The organism is Desulfogranum marinum, assembly GCF_016918565.1.
GTDB classification, from domain to species: Bacteria; Desulfobacterota; Desulfobulbia; order Desulfobulbales; family Desulfobulbaceae; genus Desulfogranum; species Desulfogranum marinum.
Genome location: NZ_JAFFQD010000008.1, coordinates 65,991 through 85,715, shown reverse-complemented (window position 1 = coordinate 85,715; position 19,725 = coordinate 65,991). Strand labels below are relative to the sequence as shown.

General features: G+C 47.1%; 16 protein-coding genes. 12 read left to right on the top strand and 4 right to left on the bottom strand.

All coding sequences use genetic code 11. The features are described 5' to 3' along the window. Positions 1-16 precede the first annotated feature (16 nt). Positions 17-754 carry a 16S rRNA (uracil(1498)-N(3))-methyltransferase gene (locus tag JWH17_RS06815; protein ID WP_205221840.1) on the top strand — a complete coding sequence of 246 codons (738 nt, stop codon included), beginning with the start codon at positions 17-19 and terminating at the stop codon, positions 752-754. Here JWH17_RS06815 and murJ read toward each other — a convergent pair. After that, complete coding sequence (murJ, locus tag JWH17_RS06810; protein ID WP_205221839.1) at positions 733-2,340, bottom strand: murein biosynthesis integral membrane protein MurJ; 1,608 nt, start codon at positions 2,338-2,340, stop codon at positions 733-735. The two genes, JWH17_RS06815 and murJ, sit on opposite strands and share 22 nt — an antisense overlap. Before the next feature lie 197 nt (positions 2,341-2,537). On the opposite strand from murJ, the gene fusA reads away from it, so the two are divergent. Continuing rightward, positions 2,538-4,601, top strand: coding sequence for an elongation factor G (fusA, locus tag JWH17_RS06805; RefSeq protein ID WP_205221838.1), 2,064 nt, complete (start codon positions 2,538-2,540; stop codon positions 4,599-4,601). A 2-nt stretch (positions 4,602-4,603) separates the two neighbouring features. Next, on the top strand, positions 4,604-5,119 hold the full coding sequence (locus tag JWH17_RS06800; protein ID WP_332468380.1) for a MogA/MoaB family molybdenum cofactor biosynthesis protein: 516 nt from the start codon (positions 4,604-4,606) through the stop codon (positions 5,117-5,119). 437 nt (positions 5,120-5,556) lie between these two features. Here JWH17_RS06800 and purM read toward each other — a convergent pair whose 3' ends face one another. Further along, entirely contained in the window at positions 5,557-6,618 is a 1,062-nt protein-coding gene (purM, locus tag JWH17_RS06795) for a phosphoribosylformylglycinamidine cyclo-ligase (RefSeq protein ID WP_205221837.1), read from the bottom strand. Positions 6,619-6,877: 259 nt separating this feature from the next. On the opposite strand from purM, the gene JWH17_RS06790 reads away from it, so the two are divergent. The 3 genes from JWH17_RS06790 (at position 6,878) to JWH17_RS06780 (ending at position 9,928) form a co-directional block, all read left to right on the top strand. Continuing rightward, positions 6,878-7,078 carry a DUF2065 domain-containing protein gene (locus JWH17_RS06790; RefSeq protein WP_205221836.1) on the top strand — a complete coding sequence of 67 codons (201 nt, stop codon included), beginning with the start codon at positions 6,878-6,880 and terminating at the stop codon, positions 7,076-7,078. A gap of 280 nt (positions 7,079-7,358) precedes the next feature. Then, the gene (gene mgtE / locus JWH17_RS06785; protein ID WP_205221835.1) at positions 7,359-8,741 is read left to right on the top strand and encodes a magnesium transporter; all 1,383 of its coding nucleotides are present in this window, start codon (positions 7,359-7,361) and stop codon (positions 8,739-8,741) included. A gap of 62 nt (positions 8,742-8,803) precedes the next feature. Then, positions 8,804-9,928, top strand: coding sequence for a S1C family serine protease (locus tag JWH17_RS06780; protein ID WP_205221834.1), 1,125 nt, complete (start codon positions 8,804-8,806; stop codon positions 9,926-9,928). A 57-nt stretch (positions 9,929-9,985) separates the two neighbouring features. Here the strand turns inward: JWH17_RS06780 and JWH17_RS06775 are convergent, their stop codons facing one another. Together JWH17_RS06775 and JWH17_RS06770 are read right to left on the bottom strand one after the other, a co-directional pair. Further along, on the bottom strand, positions 9,986-10,681 hold the full coding sequence (locus JWH17_RS06775; protein ID WP_205221833.1) for a TIGR04211 family SH3 domain-containing protein: 696 nt from the start codon (positions 10,679-10,681) through the stop codon (positions 9,986-9,988). A gap of 171 nt (positions 10,682-10,852) precedes the next feature. Further along, complete coding sequence (locus JWH17_RS06770; RefSeq protein WP_205221832.1) at positions 10,853-11,944, bottom strand: hemolysin family protein; 1,092 nt, start codon at positions 11,942-11,944, stop codon at positions 10,853-10,855. A 355-nt stretch (positions 11,945-12,299) separates the two neighbouring features. On the opposite strand from JWH17_RS06770, the gene JWH17_RS06765 reads away from it, so the two are divergent. The 6 genes from JWH17_RS06765 to JWH17_RS06740 all read left to right on the top strand — a co-directional run bounded on the left by JWH17_RS06765 (position 12,300) and on the right by JWH17_RS06740 (position 19,713). Next, the gene (locus JWH17_RS06765; RefSeq protein ID WP_205221831.1) at positions 12,300-13,841 is read left to right on the top strand and encodes a leucyl aminopeptidase; all 1,542 of its coding nucleotides are present in this window, start codon (positions 12,300-12,302) and stop codon (positions 13,839-13,841) included. A 38-nt stretch (positions 13,842-13,879) separates the two neighbouring features. Beyond that, positions 13,880-14,887 carry a class 1 fructose-bisphosphatase gene (fbp, locus tag JWH17_RS06760; RefSeq protein ID WP_205221830.1) on the top strand — a complete coding sequence of 336 codons (1,008 nt, stop codon included), beginning with the start codon at positions 13,880-13,882 and terminating at the stop codon, positions 14,885-14,887. A 159-nt stretch (positions 14,888-15,046) separates the two neighbouring features. Further along, complete coding sequence (locus JWH17_RS06755; protein WP_205221829.1) at positions 15,047-16,180, top strand: TRAP transporter substrate-binding protein; 1,134 nt, start codon at positions 15,047-15,049, stop codon at positions 16,178-16,180. 91 nt (positions 16,181-16,271) lie between these two features. Beyond that, on the top strand, positions 16,272-16,775 hold the full coding sequence (locus JWH17_RS06750; RefSeq protein ID WP_205221828.1) for a TRAP transporter small permease subunit: 504 nt from the start codon (positions 16,272-16,274) through the stop codon (positions 16,773-16,775). After that, on the top strand, positions 16,772-18,100 hold the full coding sequence (locus JWH17_RS06745; protein WP_205221827.1) for a TRAP transporter large permease: 1,329 nt from the start codon (positions 16,772-16,774) through the stop codon (positions 18,098-18,100). The genes JWH17_RS06750 and JWH17_RS06745 overlap by 4 nt, the downstream gene beginning before the upstream one ends. A gap of 134 nt (positions 18,101-18,234) precedes the next feature. Continuing rightward, positions 18,235-19,713, top strand: coding sequence for an MltF family protein (locus JWH17_RS06740; RefSeq protein ID WP_205221826.1), 1,479 nt, complete (start codon positions 18,235-18,237; stop codon positions 19,711-19,713). Positions 19,714-19,725 lie beyond the last annotated feature (12 nt).

The following is a 19,725-nucleotide window of genomic DNA, read 5'->3' as shown; positions in this document are numbered from 1 at the left end:
CTCATATTCATCATCCATGAACTTACTCATTTTTGAAGGCGACGAGCTCCTGGGCCGTCGCCTTATTTTGTCCGGCCGCCGAGCCAGGCATTTGCTGAAAGTGCTGCGGGTAGAACCGGGCCACACAGTGCGGGTGGGAATGGTCAACGGGCCGGTCGGCAGCGGGTTGGTTATTACGCTGGGGGCAAACACGGTGACTCTGGAGGTAACGCTTGAGCAAAAGCCGGTCTGTGACCTTCATGTAGAACTTATCCTTGCTCTGCCCAGGCCGATAATGCTGCAGCGTATCCTTAAACAGGCGACCGTACTCGGCGTACGGAGGTTTTATCTGATAAGGTCGAGACGGGTTGAAAAGTCCTTCTTTCAAAGTCCGGTGCTGGCAGCGGAAAAGATACGGGAGCTGTTTGTGGAGGGAATGGAGCAGGGGATGGATACCTGGCTTCCCGAGGTGAGTATTCATAAACAGTTCAAGCCGTTTGCCCAGGAGGTACTGCCGCAGGTCGAAGGAACCGGCATCATTGCCCATCCTCGTGTGGAGACCCCGCTTGCAGGTCTGGATGTGCCGGGTAAAGAGCGTAAACCCCTTTTACTGGCAGTGGGGCCGGAAGGTGGGTGGAACGATTTTGAGCTGGATATGTTTGCCGACCAGGGGTTTATCCCCTTCACCATGGGCAATCGGATTTTACATGTTGATACCGCAACAGTAGCATTGCTTGCTCAGTTACAGCTGCTTTACGATTTACAAAATCTTTGACGCACCTTGCTGGTCAGCAGGGTGAACTCAGGTAAATTGAGCAGTTGCAGACTAATCGCATAGACACCTCCTCCGCACCCAACCAGCAGAAAAACGCCCAGCGCCTGCAGGGGAATCGGACCCTGCAGCCAGGTTTGTATTTGCAGTTGCAGGAACCACACCGCACCTCCCATCACCAGGGTTGCGGTGAGAATTTTGAGCAGCCCTTTGCCCAGGTAAGCCAGCGGCAGTCCCTCCAGTTTTTTCAGCAGTATTACCCCTAAAAAAAAGAAATTGCAGGCCATGGCGCATGAGGTGGAAAGCGCAATGCCACGGTGCTGGAGGTGGTCGATCAGCAGGCTGATGATAATCAGGTTGGCACCCACACCGATAAAGCTGCCTATAACAGGATACCTGGTGTTGTTAATAGCGTAAAAGACCGGGACCATAATTTTTATGGCGGAGTAGGCAAAAAGACCCAAGGCATAGAATTGAAGCGCTTCTGCGGTCCTGATTGTGTCAAAGGAGGTAAATATGCCATGTTCAAAAATAAGGCTGATAATGGGTTCTGCCAGCAGGATTAACCCGGCTGTGGCTGGTATGGTCAGGCTGAACACCAGAATCAGGGAAGAGATAAAAGACTGCTTAAGTCCTGCCATGTTTTTTTCCGCAGCCTGTTTTGCCATCACCGGCATAGCGGCAATGGACAGGGCCACACCAAAAATACCAATGGGCAGTTGGACCAGGCGAAAGGCGTAATTCAGCCAGGAAACCGAACCTTCGGCACAGCTGGCGGCAAAGTTGGTGTTAATAAAGATATTGAGCTGGGTAGCGGAAAGACCAATGGTTGCAGGGAGCATGAGTAACAGAATACGTTTGAGCCCGGGATCTTTGAGGTTGAGCCGTGGGGTAAATTTGAAACCTGTTCGCATCAGGGTGGGGAGTTGCATACAGAGCTGCATCGCCCCGCCGATGAGCGTGCCCCAGGCCATGCCGGCAATCGCAGGTTGGTTGAAATGTGGAAAGATTAGAGCGAGCGATACCCCGCCGACAATGGAGCCGAGGTTGAAAAAGCTGGATGCCATGGCCGGCACGAAAAATTTTCCCTTGGTGTTGAGCATGCCCATCACCACTGCTGCAAGGGAAACAAAGAGCAGAAAGGGAAACATGATTTTGGTCAGCTTGGTTGTCAGGGCTGTTTTGCCGGTGACTGTATCAAAGTCCGGTGCCAGCAGGTGGACGATGGTATCTGCGTAGTATATACCAAACAGGGTTAACGTGCTGAGCAGTATGGCAAAGAAGATCAGAACGGTTGAAGCCAGTTCCCACGTTGCTTTTTCCCCCTTGTTGGTGTCGTAATCGGAAAACACGGTAACAAAGGCCGCGGAAAGGGCACCTTCGCCAAAAAGATCTCTGAGCAGGTTGGGAATTCGAAAGGCAACCACAAAGGCGTCATAGGCATAACCAGCCCCGAAAAGACCTGCAAAAAGTTGTTCGCGGATCAGCCCAAGGACACGGCTACACATGACTGCGCCACTTACCGCCCCAGCGGAGCGAGCAATTTTACTTGTGGTATGGCTTGGCTGGTCAGGTTTTTGAGAGGTCATACATCTATTAAGGTATCAGGGTATCAGGAGGTTATCGCTTGACTTTGCCGGAGTAATCTGAATATATAAGAATCTGTTTTTTCAGGAGTAGATGGTTACCATTCCTACCTGGAAAGAGAAAGGTTTTTCCCAAAATGCGGGTGGGAAAGGTAATCTCACAACAATTAATTATTGTACCCGTTTCACCGGAGGTATCCATGCAAGACGTTCAACAGATCAGGAACACAGTTATTCTCGGACATGGCAACAGCGGTAAATCTACACTTGCTGAAGCTTTATTGTTTACTGCGGGTTCGGTGAATCGGTTGGGAAAGGTGGATGACGGTACAGCCTCAATGGACTTTGAGCCGGAAGAAATCAAGCGCCAGGTAAGTATGAGCACTGCTTTTAATCATCTGCAGTGGCAAAAAAACGATGTGTTTCTTGCTGATACGCCGGGTGATGATAACTTCTTCAATGAAACTCGGTCTGCGGTTCAGGTGGCAGACAGCGCAATTCTCAGCGTTGGTGCCGTGCTGAGTGTCCGTCCTCAGACAGAAAAATTTGTTGATTTGGTGCAGGACAAAAATCTACCGTGTCTTATCTGCGTTACCAAGATGGATAGGGAGCGTGCCGATTTTTCTAAAACCGTTGACGATATCCGTGCTGCCTTTAAGCTGAACCCGGTTGTTCTTTATCTGCCCATTGGTGCGGAAGATGATTTTAAGGGAGTTGTGGACATTGTAGCCAACAAGGCCTTGATGTTTGATGACAAGGGCGGCGTAAAAGCTGAAGACGTACCCGCAGACATGGCTGATGAGGTTGCAGAGCTTCGCGAAAACCTTCAGGAATATGTGGCTGAAACTGACGACGACCTGCTGGAAATGTTTCTTGAAGAAGGCGAGTTGACCGATGAAGCGATGAAGTCAGGGCTTGCCGAAGCTGTCAGGACTGCCAAAGTTGCTCCTGTTTGTGCCTGCGCTTCTTTACTTAATAAAGGAACCAGCGTAATTCTTGATGCCATCGTCGACCTGCTGCCATCTCCGGATCAGCGACCGGCTGTTGAAGGTATTAATCCTGATAACGATGATGTGGTAGAGAGGGAAAGAACTGCCGACGCACCGTTTTCCGCTCTGGTTTTTAAGACCATGGCAGATCCCTTTGCCGGTCGTTTGACTATTTTTCGTGTCTTTTCCGGTACGCTGGACAATGACAGCTTTTATAATGCCAACAAAGAAACATCTGAACGTTTTGGGCAGTTGTTTGTGTTGCAAGGGAAGGAGCAAAAGCCTGTAGATAAGGCGATTCCCGGGATGATTATCGCGGTCGCTAAATTAAAAGAGACCACCACCGGCGACACACTGTGTGCCGAATCTGATAAGGTTATCTTTGAGAGTATTGAGCCTTTACCGACTGTTATCTCTTATGCCGTAAGTGCCAAGAAGGGAGATGAGGAAAAGCTGTTTGCCTCCATTACTAAATTGCTTGATGAAGACCTGACCCTTAAACTGACCAGGCAGCCGGAGACGCACGAGGTGCTTATTTCCGGGGTCGGCCAGAGTCATCTTGAAATGGTTGGTGAAAAGCTCAAGCGTAAATATGGCGTGGAAATGGAGCTGCGGGCACCCAAGGTCCCGTATCGCGAAACCATTAAAGGTAGCACCACGGTTCAGGGTAAGCACAAGAAGCAGTCCGGTGGTCGCGGACAGTTTGGTGATTGTACTGTCGAGTTATCACCGCTTGCGCGTGGTGAGCAATTTGAATTTGTTGACTCCATTGTTGGTGGTGTTATCCCGCAAACATATCGTCCGGCTGTGGAAAAAGGTATTCTGGAAGCCATGGAAAAAGGTGTTATTGCCGGCTATCCTTTTGTTGACTTGAAAGTCAATTTGATCGATGGTTCCTTTCACAACGTCGATTCTTCGGAAATGGCATTTAAGATTGCCGGTTCGCTTGCCTTTAAAAAGGGTGTTATGGATGCGAAGCCAGTTCTGCTTGAGCCGATTATGGAGATGGAGGTCCATGTACAAAAGGACTTTGTCGGCGATGTGATGGGTGATTTGAATAGTCGCCGCGGTAAGGTTTTGGGAATGGACTCGACTGATAAGTATGAAATCATTAATGCCCATGTACCACAGGCAGAGATTTTATTGTATGCCCTGGATTTGACTTCCATGACTGGTGGACAGGGAACGTTTACGGTCAAGTTCTCCCATTATGAAGAGGTTCCGGCAAGTATTGCGGAAAAGATTATCGAAGAGCATAAAAAGGCTGAAGAGTAACAGTGAGTCATCAATCAACCCATGAGGTGTATAACTGCGGTATCCTGACACTCAGTGACAAAGGTTCACGTGGTGAACGCGTTGATACCAGCGGCGAACTGCTCAAAGAGATGCTGAGTGGTGCCGGTTTTGTAGTAGCAGAGTACCTGGTTTTACCTGATCAGCGTTTACAGATAGAAAAAATACTGATTGAGTGGGTTGATGCCAAGCAGCTTGATTTGATCGTGACAACGGGTGGCACCGGAGTGTCACCCTCTGATCAAACCCCTGAAGCCACCCGTGCTATCCTGGATATGGAAGTACCTGGAATCAGTGAGGCAATGCGTGCTGCCAGTCTTGAAAAAACGATTCAAGGGGTTTGGTCTCGGGGGATTGCCGGTATCAGAAAGAAAAGCCTGATCATTAATTTACCCGGAAGCAGGAAAGCTGCAGGTGAGAATCTGGAAGCCGTATTGCCGGCCTTGGCGCATGGAATTTACAAGTTGAAAGGTGGGACCGCAGATTGCGCTCAAACCTGATTGAGACGTCTTTAGGCCACTACTAAATATACTGCATAAATAGAAATTGTGCTGTGGGCTGTAAAATGAAAAAAGGGGCAGCTGTGTAGGGTGGATAAGCGTAGCGCATCCACCAATTGCAGGCATCGGATTCCGCGTGGATGCGCTACGCTTATCCACCCTACGTCCAAGACAGATCGCTGGCTAAAAGGTAAGCACAGACTCCGTGGGTTGCAGATGAACGATTGCCCTGTTTTTTAAGGTTTTTAAAATCCGTTTAGGTAAGTTACTTTTCAAATAGAGGCCGGGTCCCCGGTCGTGTTGCTGAAGAGTTACATGAAGCGTAGAAATGCTGCCTGAAGAGAAAATTTGGCAGCGAGCTGTGAAATAAAAAAGGGGGTAGAGAGATGTTCGCATCTCTCTGCCCCTTTGTTTTGATCGGCTTTTTTTTGTCGAGGTTATTTGCCTGCAGGCTCAATAACAACCTGTTTTCCCTCTCCCTCTTTGGCTGCAACGACATCGCCTATAAGGTACGGTTGCTCTCCCAGCGCTGTTAACTGGTGAAGAACATCGTCTACATGTTCACTCGCAACAATGGCCAGCATGCCTATGCCCATGTTGAAGGTTCGGTACATTTCGTCAAGATGAATGTTGCCTTTGCTTTGCAGAAAGTCAAAGATGGGCAACACCGGCCAGGTGCCTTCTGTGATGTGCGCATTGCATCCGGTTGGAAGTATTCTTGGGATATTGTCTATGAAGCCACCGCCGGTGTTATGGATCAGCCCGTTTATCGGATAACGACGCAGGAGGTTGGTGAGGCTGTCCACATATATACGGGTAGGGCGGAGCAGTTCTTCACCGACCGTGCATCCAAGTTCTTCGATCGTGTCCTTTACATCCAGTCCCAGTTCCTCAAACATAACCTTTCTTACCAAAGAGTAGCCGTTTGAATGGATCCCGGATGAGGCCAGGCCGATAATTTTGTCGCCGACGCTCACATCGCTGCCGTCGATGATGCTGTTGCGATCACCGATGCCCACCACAAAGCCGGCCAAGTCATAATCTCCTGGTTGGTAAAGTCCCGGCATTTCCGCTGTCTCACCACCGATAAGCGAGCAGTTTGCTATTTTGCAGCCTTCAGCTATACCTTTGACTACCTCGGTCGCCACGTCGAGATCCAATGTGCTTGCCGAAAAATAATCAAGAAAGAAGAGCGGTCTGGCTCCGCTGACGATTACATCATTGACACACATCGCTACCAGGTCGATGCCGATTGTGTCGTGCTTGTTGCATAACTTGGCAATATTAAGTTTGGTTCCCACACCGTCGGTAGACGCTATAAGCACCGGGTCTTTAATATCTTCGTTGCCGATGGCAAACAATCCGGAAAAGCCACCAATGTCACTGAGGACACCGCGACGATGGGTGTCTTTGACGATGTCTTTTATGCGGGAAACAAAAAGATTGCCTTTGTCGATGTCTACACCAGCTTCGGCATATTTGGAGGTAGGTTGTGTCATAGGAGTATAATTGAGGGCGGTTTTCTGGAGTATCCAGGCAAAATAATTTTTCAATGACATTCTAAAAACGATTTTTATATCTGTCTGTTTTTATTACGTCATCATGCATGAGGTAATGGATTGTTGATGCATTGATCCATTACCGGGAAACAGGTTTGCTTCCTTGTTGAGTAACACTTTACGATACTTTTTTTTGCCGAGTATTGTCAATATGTTTGTGGTGATTGCAACCCTTGTTTCTTTCTGGTAAGGAGTCGGTATGAAATTATTGATTACATTGATAGGCCTTGTTTTTGTTTTGGAAGGGTTGCCATATGTTGTTTCCCCGGAAGGAATGCAGCGTTGGTTAAGACAACTTGTAGAAATGAAGCCCGCCCAGTTGCGTGTTATTGGAGGGATAGCTATGGCCGCTGGTTTTTTTCTGTGCTTTATCGGCCAGCGTAGTGGACTATTTCCCTGATAGAATGAGTCTGGGTGAAAACCGGATTGGCTGATTACCTTTTCTCTTCATAATCCTGCCTTTTATAGATTGACTTTTATCTTTATCGGTCATTAGAATACATTTCTTTGGTGCCTTGCATTACTAGCTTGGCAACTCGCCGCCGCCACTTTCGAATGCGGCATATTATTTGTGAAATTTGCGCTGTTTTCATCAATTGCTGATTACTTCGCCAAACCGAATTGGTCCGTTGCATAAAGGACCGTGAAATTATTTCCTCTTTGGTCATGAGGTGCTGTTAATGGAAAAAAACCCAAAAAGAGAAATGGTCGGGCTCGAAGGGAAGGTGCTACGAGATACCTTACGACGTTTATATCGTCGGGGAGCAATTGAAAATATTCGAAGGCTTATTGTCAAGACACACCCGGCAGATCTTGCCTGGGTTTTTCGCTCCCTTAATTTTACAGAACAAAAAGACATATTTGAAATCCTGGCCCAGACCGAACAGGTAGCACACTTCCTTAGTGAGCTCGACGAGTCTATCATGCTCGATTTGGTTGAGGGGTTATCTGCAAAGTTTATGGCCAATGTGGTCACGGAAATGGCATCGGATGATGCCGCTGACCTCCTTGAAGCCCTGCCTAATGAAGTGGCTATAGAGATCCGCACCCACATGGAGGTGAAAGACAGGGACGAGGTCGAAGAGCTGCTCAAGTATGATCCGGATACAGCTGGTGGCATCATGTCGCCTGATTTTATGTATCTGGACGAGGATCTGACCGTAGAGGAGGCCATTACCAAGGTGCAGAAGCGCAGTGAGGAGAAAGAGATGGTTTTTTATCTCTATATTACCCACGGCGATGGTCAGCTGGGAGGCGTATTATCCCTTCGTGAGCTCCTTCTCCATCCTATGCACAGGAAACTGAAAAACATCATGAATCCAAATGTGGTCACCGTAACCACGGATACCGATCAGGAAAAAGTAGCGCATATTGTTTCTCAATATAATATGCTCGCTGTTCCAGTTGTTGACGGAGCATTCAACATGGTTGGTATTGTAACTGTAGATGATGTTATCGACGTTCTGCGCGAAGAGGCCAACGAGGATTTTATGCAGATGGCGGGTGCCGGTAGGGATCAGGAAATTCTCCTCAAACCTCTGCATCAAAAGATCCTTATTCGTGCGCCTTGGCTGTTAGCCTCCTGGATGGGCGGTGTTGGGGCCATGTACATTATTAATTCTTTTGAAGATGCTCTTATGAAGGTATTGGCTTTGGCTGCCTTTATTCCAATTATTGCCGGCATGGGGGGGAATATCGCGACCCAGTCCAGCACTATTATTGTCAGGGGGTTGGCAACCGGCAGGGTAAATATGCACCATTTTTTTCAGATAGTGATTAAAGAATCCCTGGTGGGTATCGCATTGGGCTTCGTTTTCGGGCTTCTTTTAGGTGTGATTGCTTATTTTAGTTATGCAAATCCGATGGAACTTGGGATTGTCGTTGGTGTCTCTGTTTTTGCAGTTATGGCAATGTCTGCCACTGTCGGCGCTATAGTCCCTCTGATGTTGAAACGGCTAAATATTGATGCTGCCGTTGCCACAGGTCCTTTTATTACAACAGCAGTGGATGTTTTAGGCATTGGCCTCTACTTCATGGTTGCTAAAATGTTACTTAATTTATAGCTGCTGAACAGTTACAGACCGAGGTTAAGGCGAGCTTATTTATTTTTCGCTAACTACATACTATGAAACGAACATTTTTCTCGCAGAAGCCGGGGGGCAATAAAAGCACGCTTTGGGTTTTGGTTATTATCGGCGTTATTTTGTGGCTGGCTTTTCAGACTCTTCAACCCTCCTTACTGGATCCAAAGGCCGTACCTCGAGCTGTTGAAGCGCGCGGTGATCTGGCAATGGATGAAAAAAACACCATAGAAATTTTCAGGAGCGCAGCACCTTCGGTGGTGTACATCACCAGTATTGCCGTTCGGAGGAATCTTTTCAGCCTCAATGTGTACGAAATTCCCCAGGGCACAGGGTCCGGGTTTGTGTGGGATAAACAGGGGCGTATCGTTACCAATTATCATGTTATTTCCGATGCCGGTCGGATTGAAGTAACCCTTGCCGATCATACCAGTTGGAAGGCTGTGCTGGTGGGTGCCGCTCCTGACCGTGACCTGGCGGTTCTTCAGATTTCTGCTCCGGCATCTAAGTTACATCCTCTTTCCATTGGTGACTCTTCAGATCTGCAGGTTGGGCAAAAGGTTTTTGCCATAGGCAATCCGTTTGGATTGGACCAGACCTTGACCACAGGGGTGGTCAGTGCGCTCGGTCGGGAAATAAAGGCTGTTACAGGAAGAACCATTCATGATGTTATTCAGACCGATGCTGCCATTAATCCGGGAAACTCCGGGGGGCCGCTTTTAGATAGTGCCGGACGACTTATTGGTGTGAACACAGCTATTTACAGCCCTTCTGGGGCTAGCTCAGGCATTGGCTTTGCCGTGCCCGTAGGAGAGGTAAACCGAGTCGTGCCCCAGGTTATTCGCCATGGGAAGGTTATTAAACCTGGTCTTGGCGTTACCCTTGCCAACAAGCGCTTGACCAGTGAATTGGGCTTGGAGGGCGTGCTTGTGCTGCGAGTCATGCCTGGTTCGAACGCTGAAAAGGCAGGATTACAAGGGACAAAGCAAGTTCGGGGTGGGCTGATTCTCGGCGATGTTATCCAGGCGGTAAACGGCCGCTCGGTTGCTGATTATGATTCGCTTCGTGACGAGCTGGAACGGTATAAAGTGGGAGATTCCGTCGCCTTAAGTCTGCTGCGGGATGAAGGTAGGATTGAAGTGGCTGTCACCTTGGAAGCAACAGAGTAAAAAAAAAAGCCCGCCGCCTTGTTTGGCAGGTTAACCGGGAGGGGGTGGGCTTTGGTACTACGAAAGAAGGCTAGGCTTTTTCCTGCGTGATTTTCTTGAAATACGACCCAGCAGCCATCCCACCAGGAGTACCCCGGAACCAGCCATAAACCACTTTATTGATTCATTTTTTTTGAGCACGGAATTGGCGATCTTCACATCTGCATTTTCCTGTTTCAGCTGTTCGATATCTTTTCTTGCCTGCAGCAGAGCCTCTTTGGTCTGAACCACATCCAGAGTCTCCCTTTCTAAGCTTTGGTACCTGTCTCTAATATCCGTACGTTCTGCAATACAGGTGCTGAGTTCGACTGCTGTCTGCCCTTGCGCATCGGTCAGTTCATTCAGCCGGCTCTGAAGAGAACTAACCTGGGCTGTTAATGTGTTTTTTTCTGTTGAGAGCTGGGAAACCTGTTCGGTGAGCGGCGGTGTAGGGCTCAGGTAACGTTTGAGGATCCAGCCCTGTTTACCATTTTTCAGCTTTACCTGGGCCCAGCCGTCTTTTTCCGAAATATATTCAACCGCAGTGCCGTCGGTGACGATGGAAACGATTTTGTAGTCTGTTCCCTGGCCCCGTCGCATAGGTATTTCTGAGGATGGCTGTACGTACAGCATTTCGGCAGCGGCGGTTGTGGATGCAAAAAGAGAAAGGCCGACAGCAAAAAGCAGAGAGCGATGATGTTTTTTGTAACAGTGGAAAAATAATTGTGTTTTCATGAAAAAATTATTTTGTGCGTTACCCGTGAGAGACGGCGTGTTCCTTTTGTAGACATAATGGAGTGGTCAGCTACAAGTGAGTGCTGATTAATTTAACAGCGCACATATGTACCACTCTTTTAACACTGTCGCCACTTTACTTACATTTGTTTGTCAGGGGAGCTGTAAAGGTTATTCGGCTTCCTGCTCTTTCTCCTTTGCCGGGGTAATAGGCGTGGCCTGATTTTCCTCGGCAGCGAGTTTTTTCTTTTTCAACCGTGCAAACTCTCGCATATTCTGATTTTTATCCGATTCATCAACAATTTCACGGCCCAGTATTTCTTCGATAATATCTTCCAGGCTGATCACGCCTGTTACGCTGCCGTATTCGTCGACCACGACCATCAGGTGCTGGTGGTTTTCAAAGAACTCAATAAAGACTCGGTCTAAAGGGGCCGTTTCCGGGACAAAGTGGACTGGTCGCATAATACGTGAGAGCTGGAGGTCGTCCTGGTCAAGGGCTGCAGCCATTAATACCTCCTGGCTGAGCACTTGGCCAACCACATCATCCTGGTCCCCGTCCTTAAACAACGGAACTCTGCTGTGCATGCGCCATTTTTCCTCATCTTGCGCGGCCTCGCGTATTGTCGTTGATTGGTCGACAGAGTAGGTGACTGTTCTGGGGGTCATAACCTTTCGTACTGATTTTTTACCAAGCTGAAGGATATTGCCGATGATTGCCTCCTGATCGGCTTCGATCTCGCCGGATTTCCTGCTCAGGCTGGCAATGGTTTTCAGTTCTTCTGCCGATATTTGGTTTGAATTAGGGCTGTTGGGGACTAGTCTGGTCACGGTTCTGCAGAGCCATATAATTGGCAGGAGCAGGGTAATCATCCATTGGAGTGGTCGTACAATAAATGGTGCCAACTGTCTGGTGTATACCACACCGATGGTCTTGGGCAGAATTTCGGAAAAAATAAGTATGGCCAGGGTAAAGCTGATGGAGAACCAGACTAGAGAGTGCTGGCCGAAAAGGGCGACAGCAGCAGCCCCTGCCACAGATGCGCCGATTGTGTTGGCAATGGTGTTGAGGGTAAGGATAGCGGTTATAGGTTTCTCTATATTTTCCTTTAACTGGTTCATGCCTCTTGCTTGATGAGGGTGTTTTTCAGCCATCAGTTCGACATGGGGTATAGACAGCGAGTAGAGCACCGCTTCAAAAATACTGCATAATGCGGAAATAATGATGGCACAGCAAACAGAAACTATAAAAATAGTTAGCAATGGAGCCTCCTTGTAAGGATATAATTTTTTGCTATCTTAGCGGAAAATAACAGTTTTGCCAATTGAGGTTCAGTGAACTTTGGTGTAAGAATTGAAGTTGTGTCCCTTTTGCTCATATTTTGGATGAATCGTGTGTAATCGTGTAACTCCATGAGGTGCAGTTTGCATAGAGCATTGTGTGCCATTAAACAAGGTTGCCTCGATGTGTTTTAAAAGAGAGGGTAAGTGGGCCAGGCTGATTTTTCTTGCAATTTTTTTTGAAAATAATTGGATCCAGATCCCGTAGGGGTGGCTTATATCTACCGCTCAATTGACTGGATAGTGTTGTGAAAGAGAGATATATCTTGAGGCGAAGATGATAAAACTGACAAGCAAGACCCCTGAGGATTTTGCAGGAGACCTCTTGGTTTACCTGGTAGAAGAAGGAGTGGAACGGTTGCCGGGGGAAACGGCTTCATTGGTAAACAGGGCTCTCTATCAGATAAAGGAGCAAGGTGATTTTAAGGGAAAAAAAGAAGAAACGTTTTTGTTTTATCCAGGATTAATTGGTGAACAGGAAGAACTGAAAGCAGGCCGGGTGCTGTTGGTCGGGCTTGGCCAACAAGATGATAACATGGCTGCCCGTTTGGAACAACTCCGTATTGCCGGTGGCATCATCGCAACACAGGGCAGTAAGGTGAAAGCAGTAGATGTGCTGGTGGTTTTACCCAAAGAATTTGTACTTTCTGCAGCTGAAATAGCGGAAAGCATTACCGAAGGGCTGCTGCTCGGCAACTATCGGTTTACAGAATACAAGACCGATGAAGAGGCTATTGAAAAAGTAAAGCCGGTGACAACTTTTTTCCTCAGTGATGGCGGATTATCGTCAACGGCTGTCCGCAGAGGGATGAATCGAGGTCGGATTTTGGCTGAAGCAGCGTGTGCTGCTCGGGATATGGCCAATCAGCCGGGGAATGGATGGACCCCTGCAGAATTTGCTGAGTATGCCAAGAAAATTTCTAAAAAGTTTCGTCTCAAGTACAAGGTCATCGAAAAGGCAACTATGAAAAAGCTTGGCATGGGAGGGATTTTAGGGGTTAATCAGGGCTCTGAACAGCCGCCCAAGCTGGTTGTGCTTGAATATAAGACGGACAAGAAAGATCCGACGGTAATGCTGGTCGGTAAAGGGCTGACTTTTGATTCCGGCGGGGTAAGTCTGAAGCCTGCTGCCGGCATGGAAGACATGAAGTACGATATGTGCGGTGGGGCAGCCGTGATAACTGCAATGCAGGCCATTGCTGAAGAAGCACCTGCAGGAGTCAATGTGATTGGATTGGTGCCGACCACAGATAACATGGCAGGTGGTGCTGCACTGAAACCCGGCGATATTATAACCCACTTTGGTGGCAAGACATCTGAGATTATTAATACGGATGCCGAGGGACGACTGATCTTAGCCGATGCCCTTGCCTATGGCATAGAAACGTATGCGCCGGAGGCTGTTATCGATGTTGCTACCTTGACAGGTGCGGTTATTATCGGACTCGGGCATCATCGAACCGGTCTCGTCGCCAATAATGATACCCTGGCAGAGCGGTTGCTTGAAGCAGGAGAGCGGTCTGGTGAGCTTTTATGGCGATTACCCATTGGTCCGGAATACAGAAAGCAGATTGATTCCACAGTTGCTGATATCAAAAATACCGGAGGCAAGAGTGCCGGGACCATAACAGCTGCCTGCTATCTGCAGGAATTTGTAGGAGATGTACCATGGGCTCACCTGGATATAGCTGGTACTGCGTGGGAATACACTGAAAAGTCATATGTGCCCAAAGGGCCTTCCGGCATTGGTACTCGTACCTTGGTGAACCTGTTGCGGAACTGGAATCCTCTGCCGGAACGTGAAACAAAAAAATCGTAATCGATGTAAAAAGGAAGTTCGTTTTTAAAGGAGAGCGCATGCTTGAAAAAAGAAAAGGAATAACGGTTTCCAGGCAGATTATGGATGACCAGCTGCTCCATCCTGATGCAACGGGTGAATTAACCGGTTTACTCAATGATCTGGTGGTTGCCGGCAAAATTATCAGTGCAGAGGTGAACATGGCCGGCCTTGCCGACATTCTCGGGCAGTCCGGAAAAACCAATATTCAGGGGGAAACTGTTCAAAAACTGGATGTATTTGCCAATCAAACCATAAAAAGGCGCATGGAGCAGTGTGGGTATGTCTGTGTAATGGCCTCGGAAGAGGATGACGAGGTCATACCGGTTTTGGATGGCTATGAAGGTGAATACACCATTGCCTTTGATCCCCTTGACGGCTCATCTAATATTGATGTCAATGTCAGTATCGGTACTATTTTTTCCATCCACCGTCGTCTTTCTGAAAAAGGCATGGGCACCGAGGCAGACCTTCTGCAGAAAGGGAGCAAACAGGTTGCGGCCGGTTACATAATCTATGGTTCTTCAACGGTTATGGTCTATACAACCGGATCAGGTGTTCATGGCTTTACCTTAGACCCGAGTGTCGGCGAATTTTTTCTTTCTCATCCTTATATTACCATTCCCGATGTCTGTCCTTATTACAGTGTTAATGAGGCGTACAGCACCTACTGGCTCGATTCCACCCGCGATTTTATTGCTCAGCTCAAAAAAGAGGAAGATGGGATGGGCCCTTACAGCCTGAGGTATATCGGTTCACTGGTGGCTGATTTTCATCGAAACCTGGTAAAAGGGGGTATTTTCCTGTATCCGCGGGATAAGAAAAGTCCTGAAAAATCTGAAGGCAAACTCCGCCTTTTGTATGAAGCAGCGCCACTTGCCATGGTGGTAGAGCAGGCAGGAGGCAGGGCTATTACCGACGATGGAAGGCGTATTCTCGATATTGAACCCACCAACCTGCACCAGCGGGTACCCTTGATTATCGGTTCCAAGAAAGAAGTGGATCTGGCAGAGAAGTTTTTTACTTGAACATGAGAATAACACCTTATTTTTGTAGCATTTTGCTAAGCCATGAAACGCAGCTGCATATTTTTGAAATATGCAAGGAGAATGATTGACTATAGGGGTTAATAGGATACTCAAGTATCCTTCCAGAGAGGAATATAAATCTATCTTGAGGAGGAAAGAATGAAAAGAGTTGGTACGATAATTTTATCCCTTACTGCTGCGATGGCTATTGCAGTGCTAGGTACAAGCTGCAAAAATCAGGAGGAACCCGCTAAGACTGGATCAGTCGAAGAGAAAGCAGCAGTTCCAGAAAAAGCTGTAAAATGGAAACTGGCAATGACCTGGTCTTCCACCTTGACGCCCCTTGCTTCTCCACCACTGAAACTGGCTAAACTGCTGGATGAGATGAGTGGCGGGCAATTTACCATCCGAGTAGAGGGCGCAGAAAAACATAAGGCAGCCCTTGGTATTCTTGATATGGTTAAGGGCGGGCAGTATGATATGGGGCACAGCGCTTCCTATTATTGGAAGGGTAAAGATATGGCCATGGTTTTCTTCACCTCTGTTCCCTTTGGTATGACCGCTTCTGAACAGTATGCCTGGTTTTACTACGGCGGTGGTATGGAGCTGATGCAGGAAGCCTATGAAAAGTACAATGTCCTGAGTTTACCCGGTGGAAATACCGGTGTGCAGATGGGCGGCTGGTTCAGAAAAGAAATCAATTCATTGGACGATTTGAAGGGATTGAAAATGCGGATTCCTGGGCTTGCCGGCGAAGTATTTGCAAAACTGGGCGTGAACGTTACCAATATTCCTCCGGGAGAACTGTATACTTCTCTTGACCGCGGCACCATTGATGCGCTGGAGTGGGTGGGACCTGCAATGGACATTAAAATGGGTTTTCATAAAATTGCACCTTACTACTATACTGGCTGGCATGAGCCTGCCTCGGAGATGCAGTTCTTGATTAATAAAAAGGCTTATGAAGAGTTGACTCCAGAGTTCAAGGCAATGCTTGATACTGCAATCAAAGCTGTAACTGCAGATATGTATATCGAAAACTTTGCGGGCAGTGTGGATGCCTGGTCACAGATGAAGACAGAATATCCCAACATTATGGTCAAGACTTTTCCAAAGCCTGTACTTAAGGCAATGAAGACAGCTGCCGACGGCTTGTATGACAGCTATGCTGAAAATGATGCAATGTTTAAAAAAGTACTCGACTCACAGCGTGAGTACATGGAAAAAGCTAGGGCCTGGACTATCATTTCTGAATTCAACTATATAGAAACCAGCAAAGCCCTTGCTGAGTAACGCCAGATAAACTGCTGGATTATCTCGCTGCCCTGTCATGTGTTTTGTGACAGGGCAGTTTTGTATACATACAAAATTTTATCAGTCTGCCATGTTAAATAAAGTTGAGCTGTTAATCAGTCGAGTCGTTGATATTGTGGGAAGGTGTTTGGCCATTTTGCTTTTGCTGATGGTACTGAATGTGTCCTATGATGTCATGATGCGCTATTTGTTTCACGCAAGTTCTGTTGGGATGCAGGAGATGGAGTGGCATTTGTTTGCCGTCATCATCTTATTTGGAGTCGGCGTTGCCTTGAAAGAGGAGGGGCATGTCCGGGTTGATTTTTTATATGACCGATTGAGCAAGCGGAAAAAGGCTGTCATTAATGTGTTAGGGACAATTTTTCTCCTTCTTCCTTTGGCATTATTAATCCTTTTCGGCTCCATTGATTTTGTTCTGGACGCATATAACTCGGGTGAGATATCTGAAGACCCAGGTGGCTTGCCATTAAGATGGATTGTTAAATGTATGATTCCCGTGGCGTTCGGTTTTCTGCTTTTTGCAGCCGTCGGTTATATCCTTCAGAATGTTGAAAAATACAGGAGTAGCAAATGACTGGGATAATAATGTTTTTTGCAGCTCTGGCATTACTGGTTGTTGGCTATCCCGTAGCCTTTACTTTCGGTTCTGTAGCCATGTTTTTTGGTCTTATTGCGGCAATTGTGGAATTGCTTCCAAACCCTAGCTTCATGAGTGTTATGGAAGAATTTTTCAGTATGTTTTCAATGATGCCGTTCAGGACCTATTCCATCATGACCAATACCATTTTGATGGCAATTCCACTGTTTATTCTGATGGGAATTATTCTTCAGAAGTCTCAGTTGGCAGAGCGGCTGCTGGAATCCATGGGGATTTTGTTCGGCAAGGTCCGGGGTGGCCTGGCAATCAGTACCGTTTTGGTGGGCACCTTGCTTGCTGCCTCCACTGGAGTGGTTGGGGCCTCAGTTGTTGCGATGGGCGTTATCTCGCTGCCGGTCATGCTGAAATACGGGTACAGCAAAAAGCTCTCCACCGGAACTATTTGCGCAGCCGGAACGTTAGGACAGATCATACCTCCTTCCATTGTGCTCATTATTTTAGGCGACGTTTTTCAACTGCCGGTGGGTGATTTGTTTAAGGCAGCCTTATTTCCCGGGTTGGCACTTGTTGGCTGTTATGTTCTCTATATCCTCGTCATTTCTATGATAAATAAGGACGCTGCTCCGCGGATTGTGGTTCCGGAAGACGAGAAGAAAGGCATGGTTTGGCGGGCGGTTTTGGCCATAGTCCCTCCACTTGCACTGATAGTTATGGTACTCGGGTCCATTTTTGCTGGTATCGCCACTCCCACTGAATCTGCTTCTGTAGGAGCTATCGGCGCTATGCTTTTGGCTGCTGCATATAAAAAACTCAGTTGGAAAATTGTTATAGATTCCTGCAGGGAGACGGTCAAGATCACGGCTATGGTTTTTGCTATTTTAATTGGCGCCACAGCTTTTTCCATGGTGTTTGTTTACACTGGTGCGGATCTTCTGGTTGAAGAATTTATGATGAATCTTCCCGGTGAAAAGTGGGGTTTTTTGATCCTGTCCATGCTGGCAATTATGGCTCTTGGCTTTTTTATCGATTTCATCGAGATCTCCTACATCGTTGTTCCCATCCTGCTGCCGATTTCTGAAGCCATAGGTATCAATCCGATGTGGTTTGCGATTCTGATCGCGATGAATTTACAGACATCTTTTTTAACCCCGCCTTTTGGGTTTTCTTTATTTTATTTAAAGGGGGTATGCCCACCAGGTGTGCGCACCGTTGATATTTATAAAGGAGTTATGCCTTTTATTATTATTCAAATTGGGGTGCTGGCTTCGTTGGTTATTTTTCCTGGGCTCTATGGCTTTTAGCCGGAATTTCTCATCAGTTCAGGCGGTGGCAGGTTCATAGGAGGATGGCCCCGACCGGACTGACCTTGGGCGAGCATTATGTCTGGTGCAAGTGGTATGCAGGGCGAATATAAGGTTAAGATGGGGAAAAGTTGATGTTTGGGGAAGTTCGGTTGTACGTTTACTTGTTGATAGCGGCATGCATTTTTTTACCAGGAGCCGCTTTTCAAGCAGCTCTTGGGGCACCATTGCCAGAAAGTGATGGTGTGCTGTACCACAAAAGTAAGAAAGTCGGTGATTTTGATGTAATGGAAAAAGATCATATGATCAGGTTCCTGGTACCTTTTAGTAAAACCTTTTATTTTCTTGAAAAGGGCAAACAAATGGGACTGGCTTATGAGAGTGTCAAGTTTTTTGAAAAATATATCAATCAGCAGCAGCAAAAAGGTCATGTCAAAATAAAAGCCGTTATCATACCAACCCCTCGTGATCGCTTAATTCCAGATCTGGCTGAAGGATATGGTGATATTGCGGTGGGCAATTTGACCATCACTCCTGAACGGTTAAAAATCGTTGATTTTGGTGATCCTTTTTATCGGGATGTCAGAGAAGTTGTCATCACCCCTGGTAATGCTCCATCTTTTAAGTCTTTGTTTGATCTGGCTGGAAAACAGATTTTTGTTAGAAAATCAAGCAGCTACCATGAAAGTCTCCTTCATGTCAATGAAACGTTGGCTGCAACTGGGAAAAAGCCGATAACCATAATGCCGGCTGATGAGTATCTGGAGGATGAGGACCTGCTGGAGATGGTGAACGCCGGCCTCATTCCTATGGTGGTTGTTGATCTGCATAAAGCTGACCTGTGGAAACAGGTATTCCCCCATATTAAGGTGCATGACAACATCGTTATCCACAGCGGCGGTAATGTTGCCTGGGCAATTCGTAAAAAAAGTCCTTTGTTGAAAAAACAACTGAATAGTTTTGTTAAGACTCACCGGCAGGGCACGCTGCACTTCAACATACTGATGAAGCGATATCTTAAAAGTACTAAATATGCGCGCAATAATGTTTCCAAAAAAGAAATCAAGAAGTTCAATGACGTTGTCAAGTTGTTTCAGAAATATGGCGATCAGTACGCTTTTGATTGGCTGATGCTCGGGGCGCTTGCCTACCAGGAGTCGGGCCTTGATCAGGGCAAAAGAAGTAAGGCCGGTGCGGTGGGAATTATGCAGGTTTTGCCAAGTACGGCAGCTGACTCGAATGTGAATATTCAGGGTATTGACAAGCTGGAACCTAATGTTCATGCCGGGACAAAATATTTACGTTTTATGGCTGATCGATACTATTCCGGGCAGGAAGTGGATACGTTAAATAAATATCTTTTTTCCTTTGCTTCTTATAATGCCGGCCCGGCACGCGTTGCCAGGCTGCGCAAAGAAGCGATGCAGAACGGCCTCGATCCCAATATCTGGTTTAATAATGTGGAACTGGTTGCAGCCCGGAGAATTGGGCGGGAGACTGTTCAGTATGTCTCAAATATTTATAAGTACTATGTCGCCTACAAGTTGATCGTTAGAGATATTATGAACAAAGAGGTAGGGAAAAAAATATTGCAACAACAGTATGCCAACTAAGGCAAAATGTTC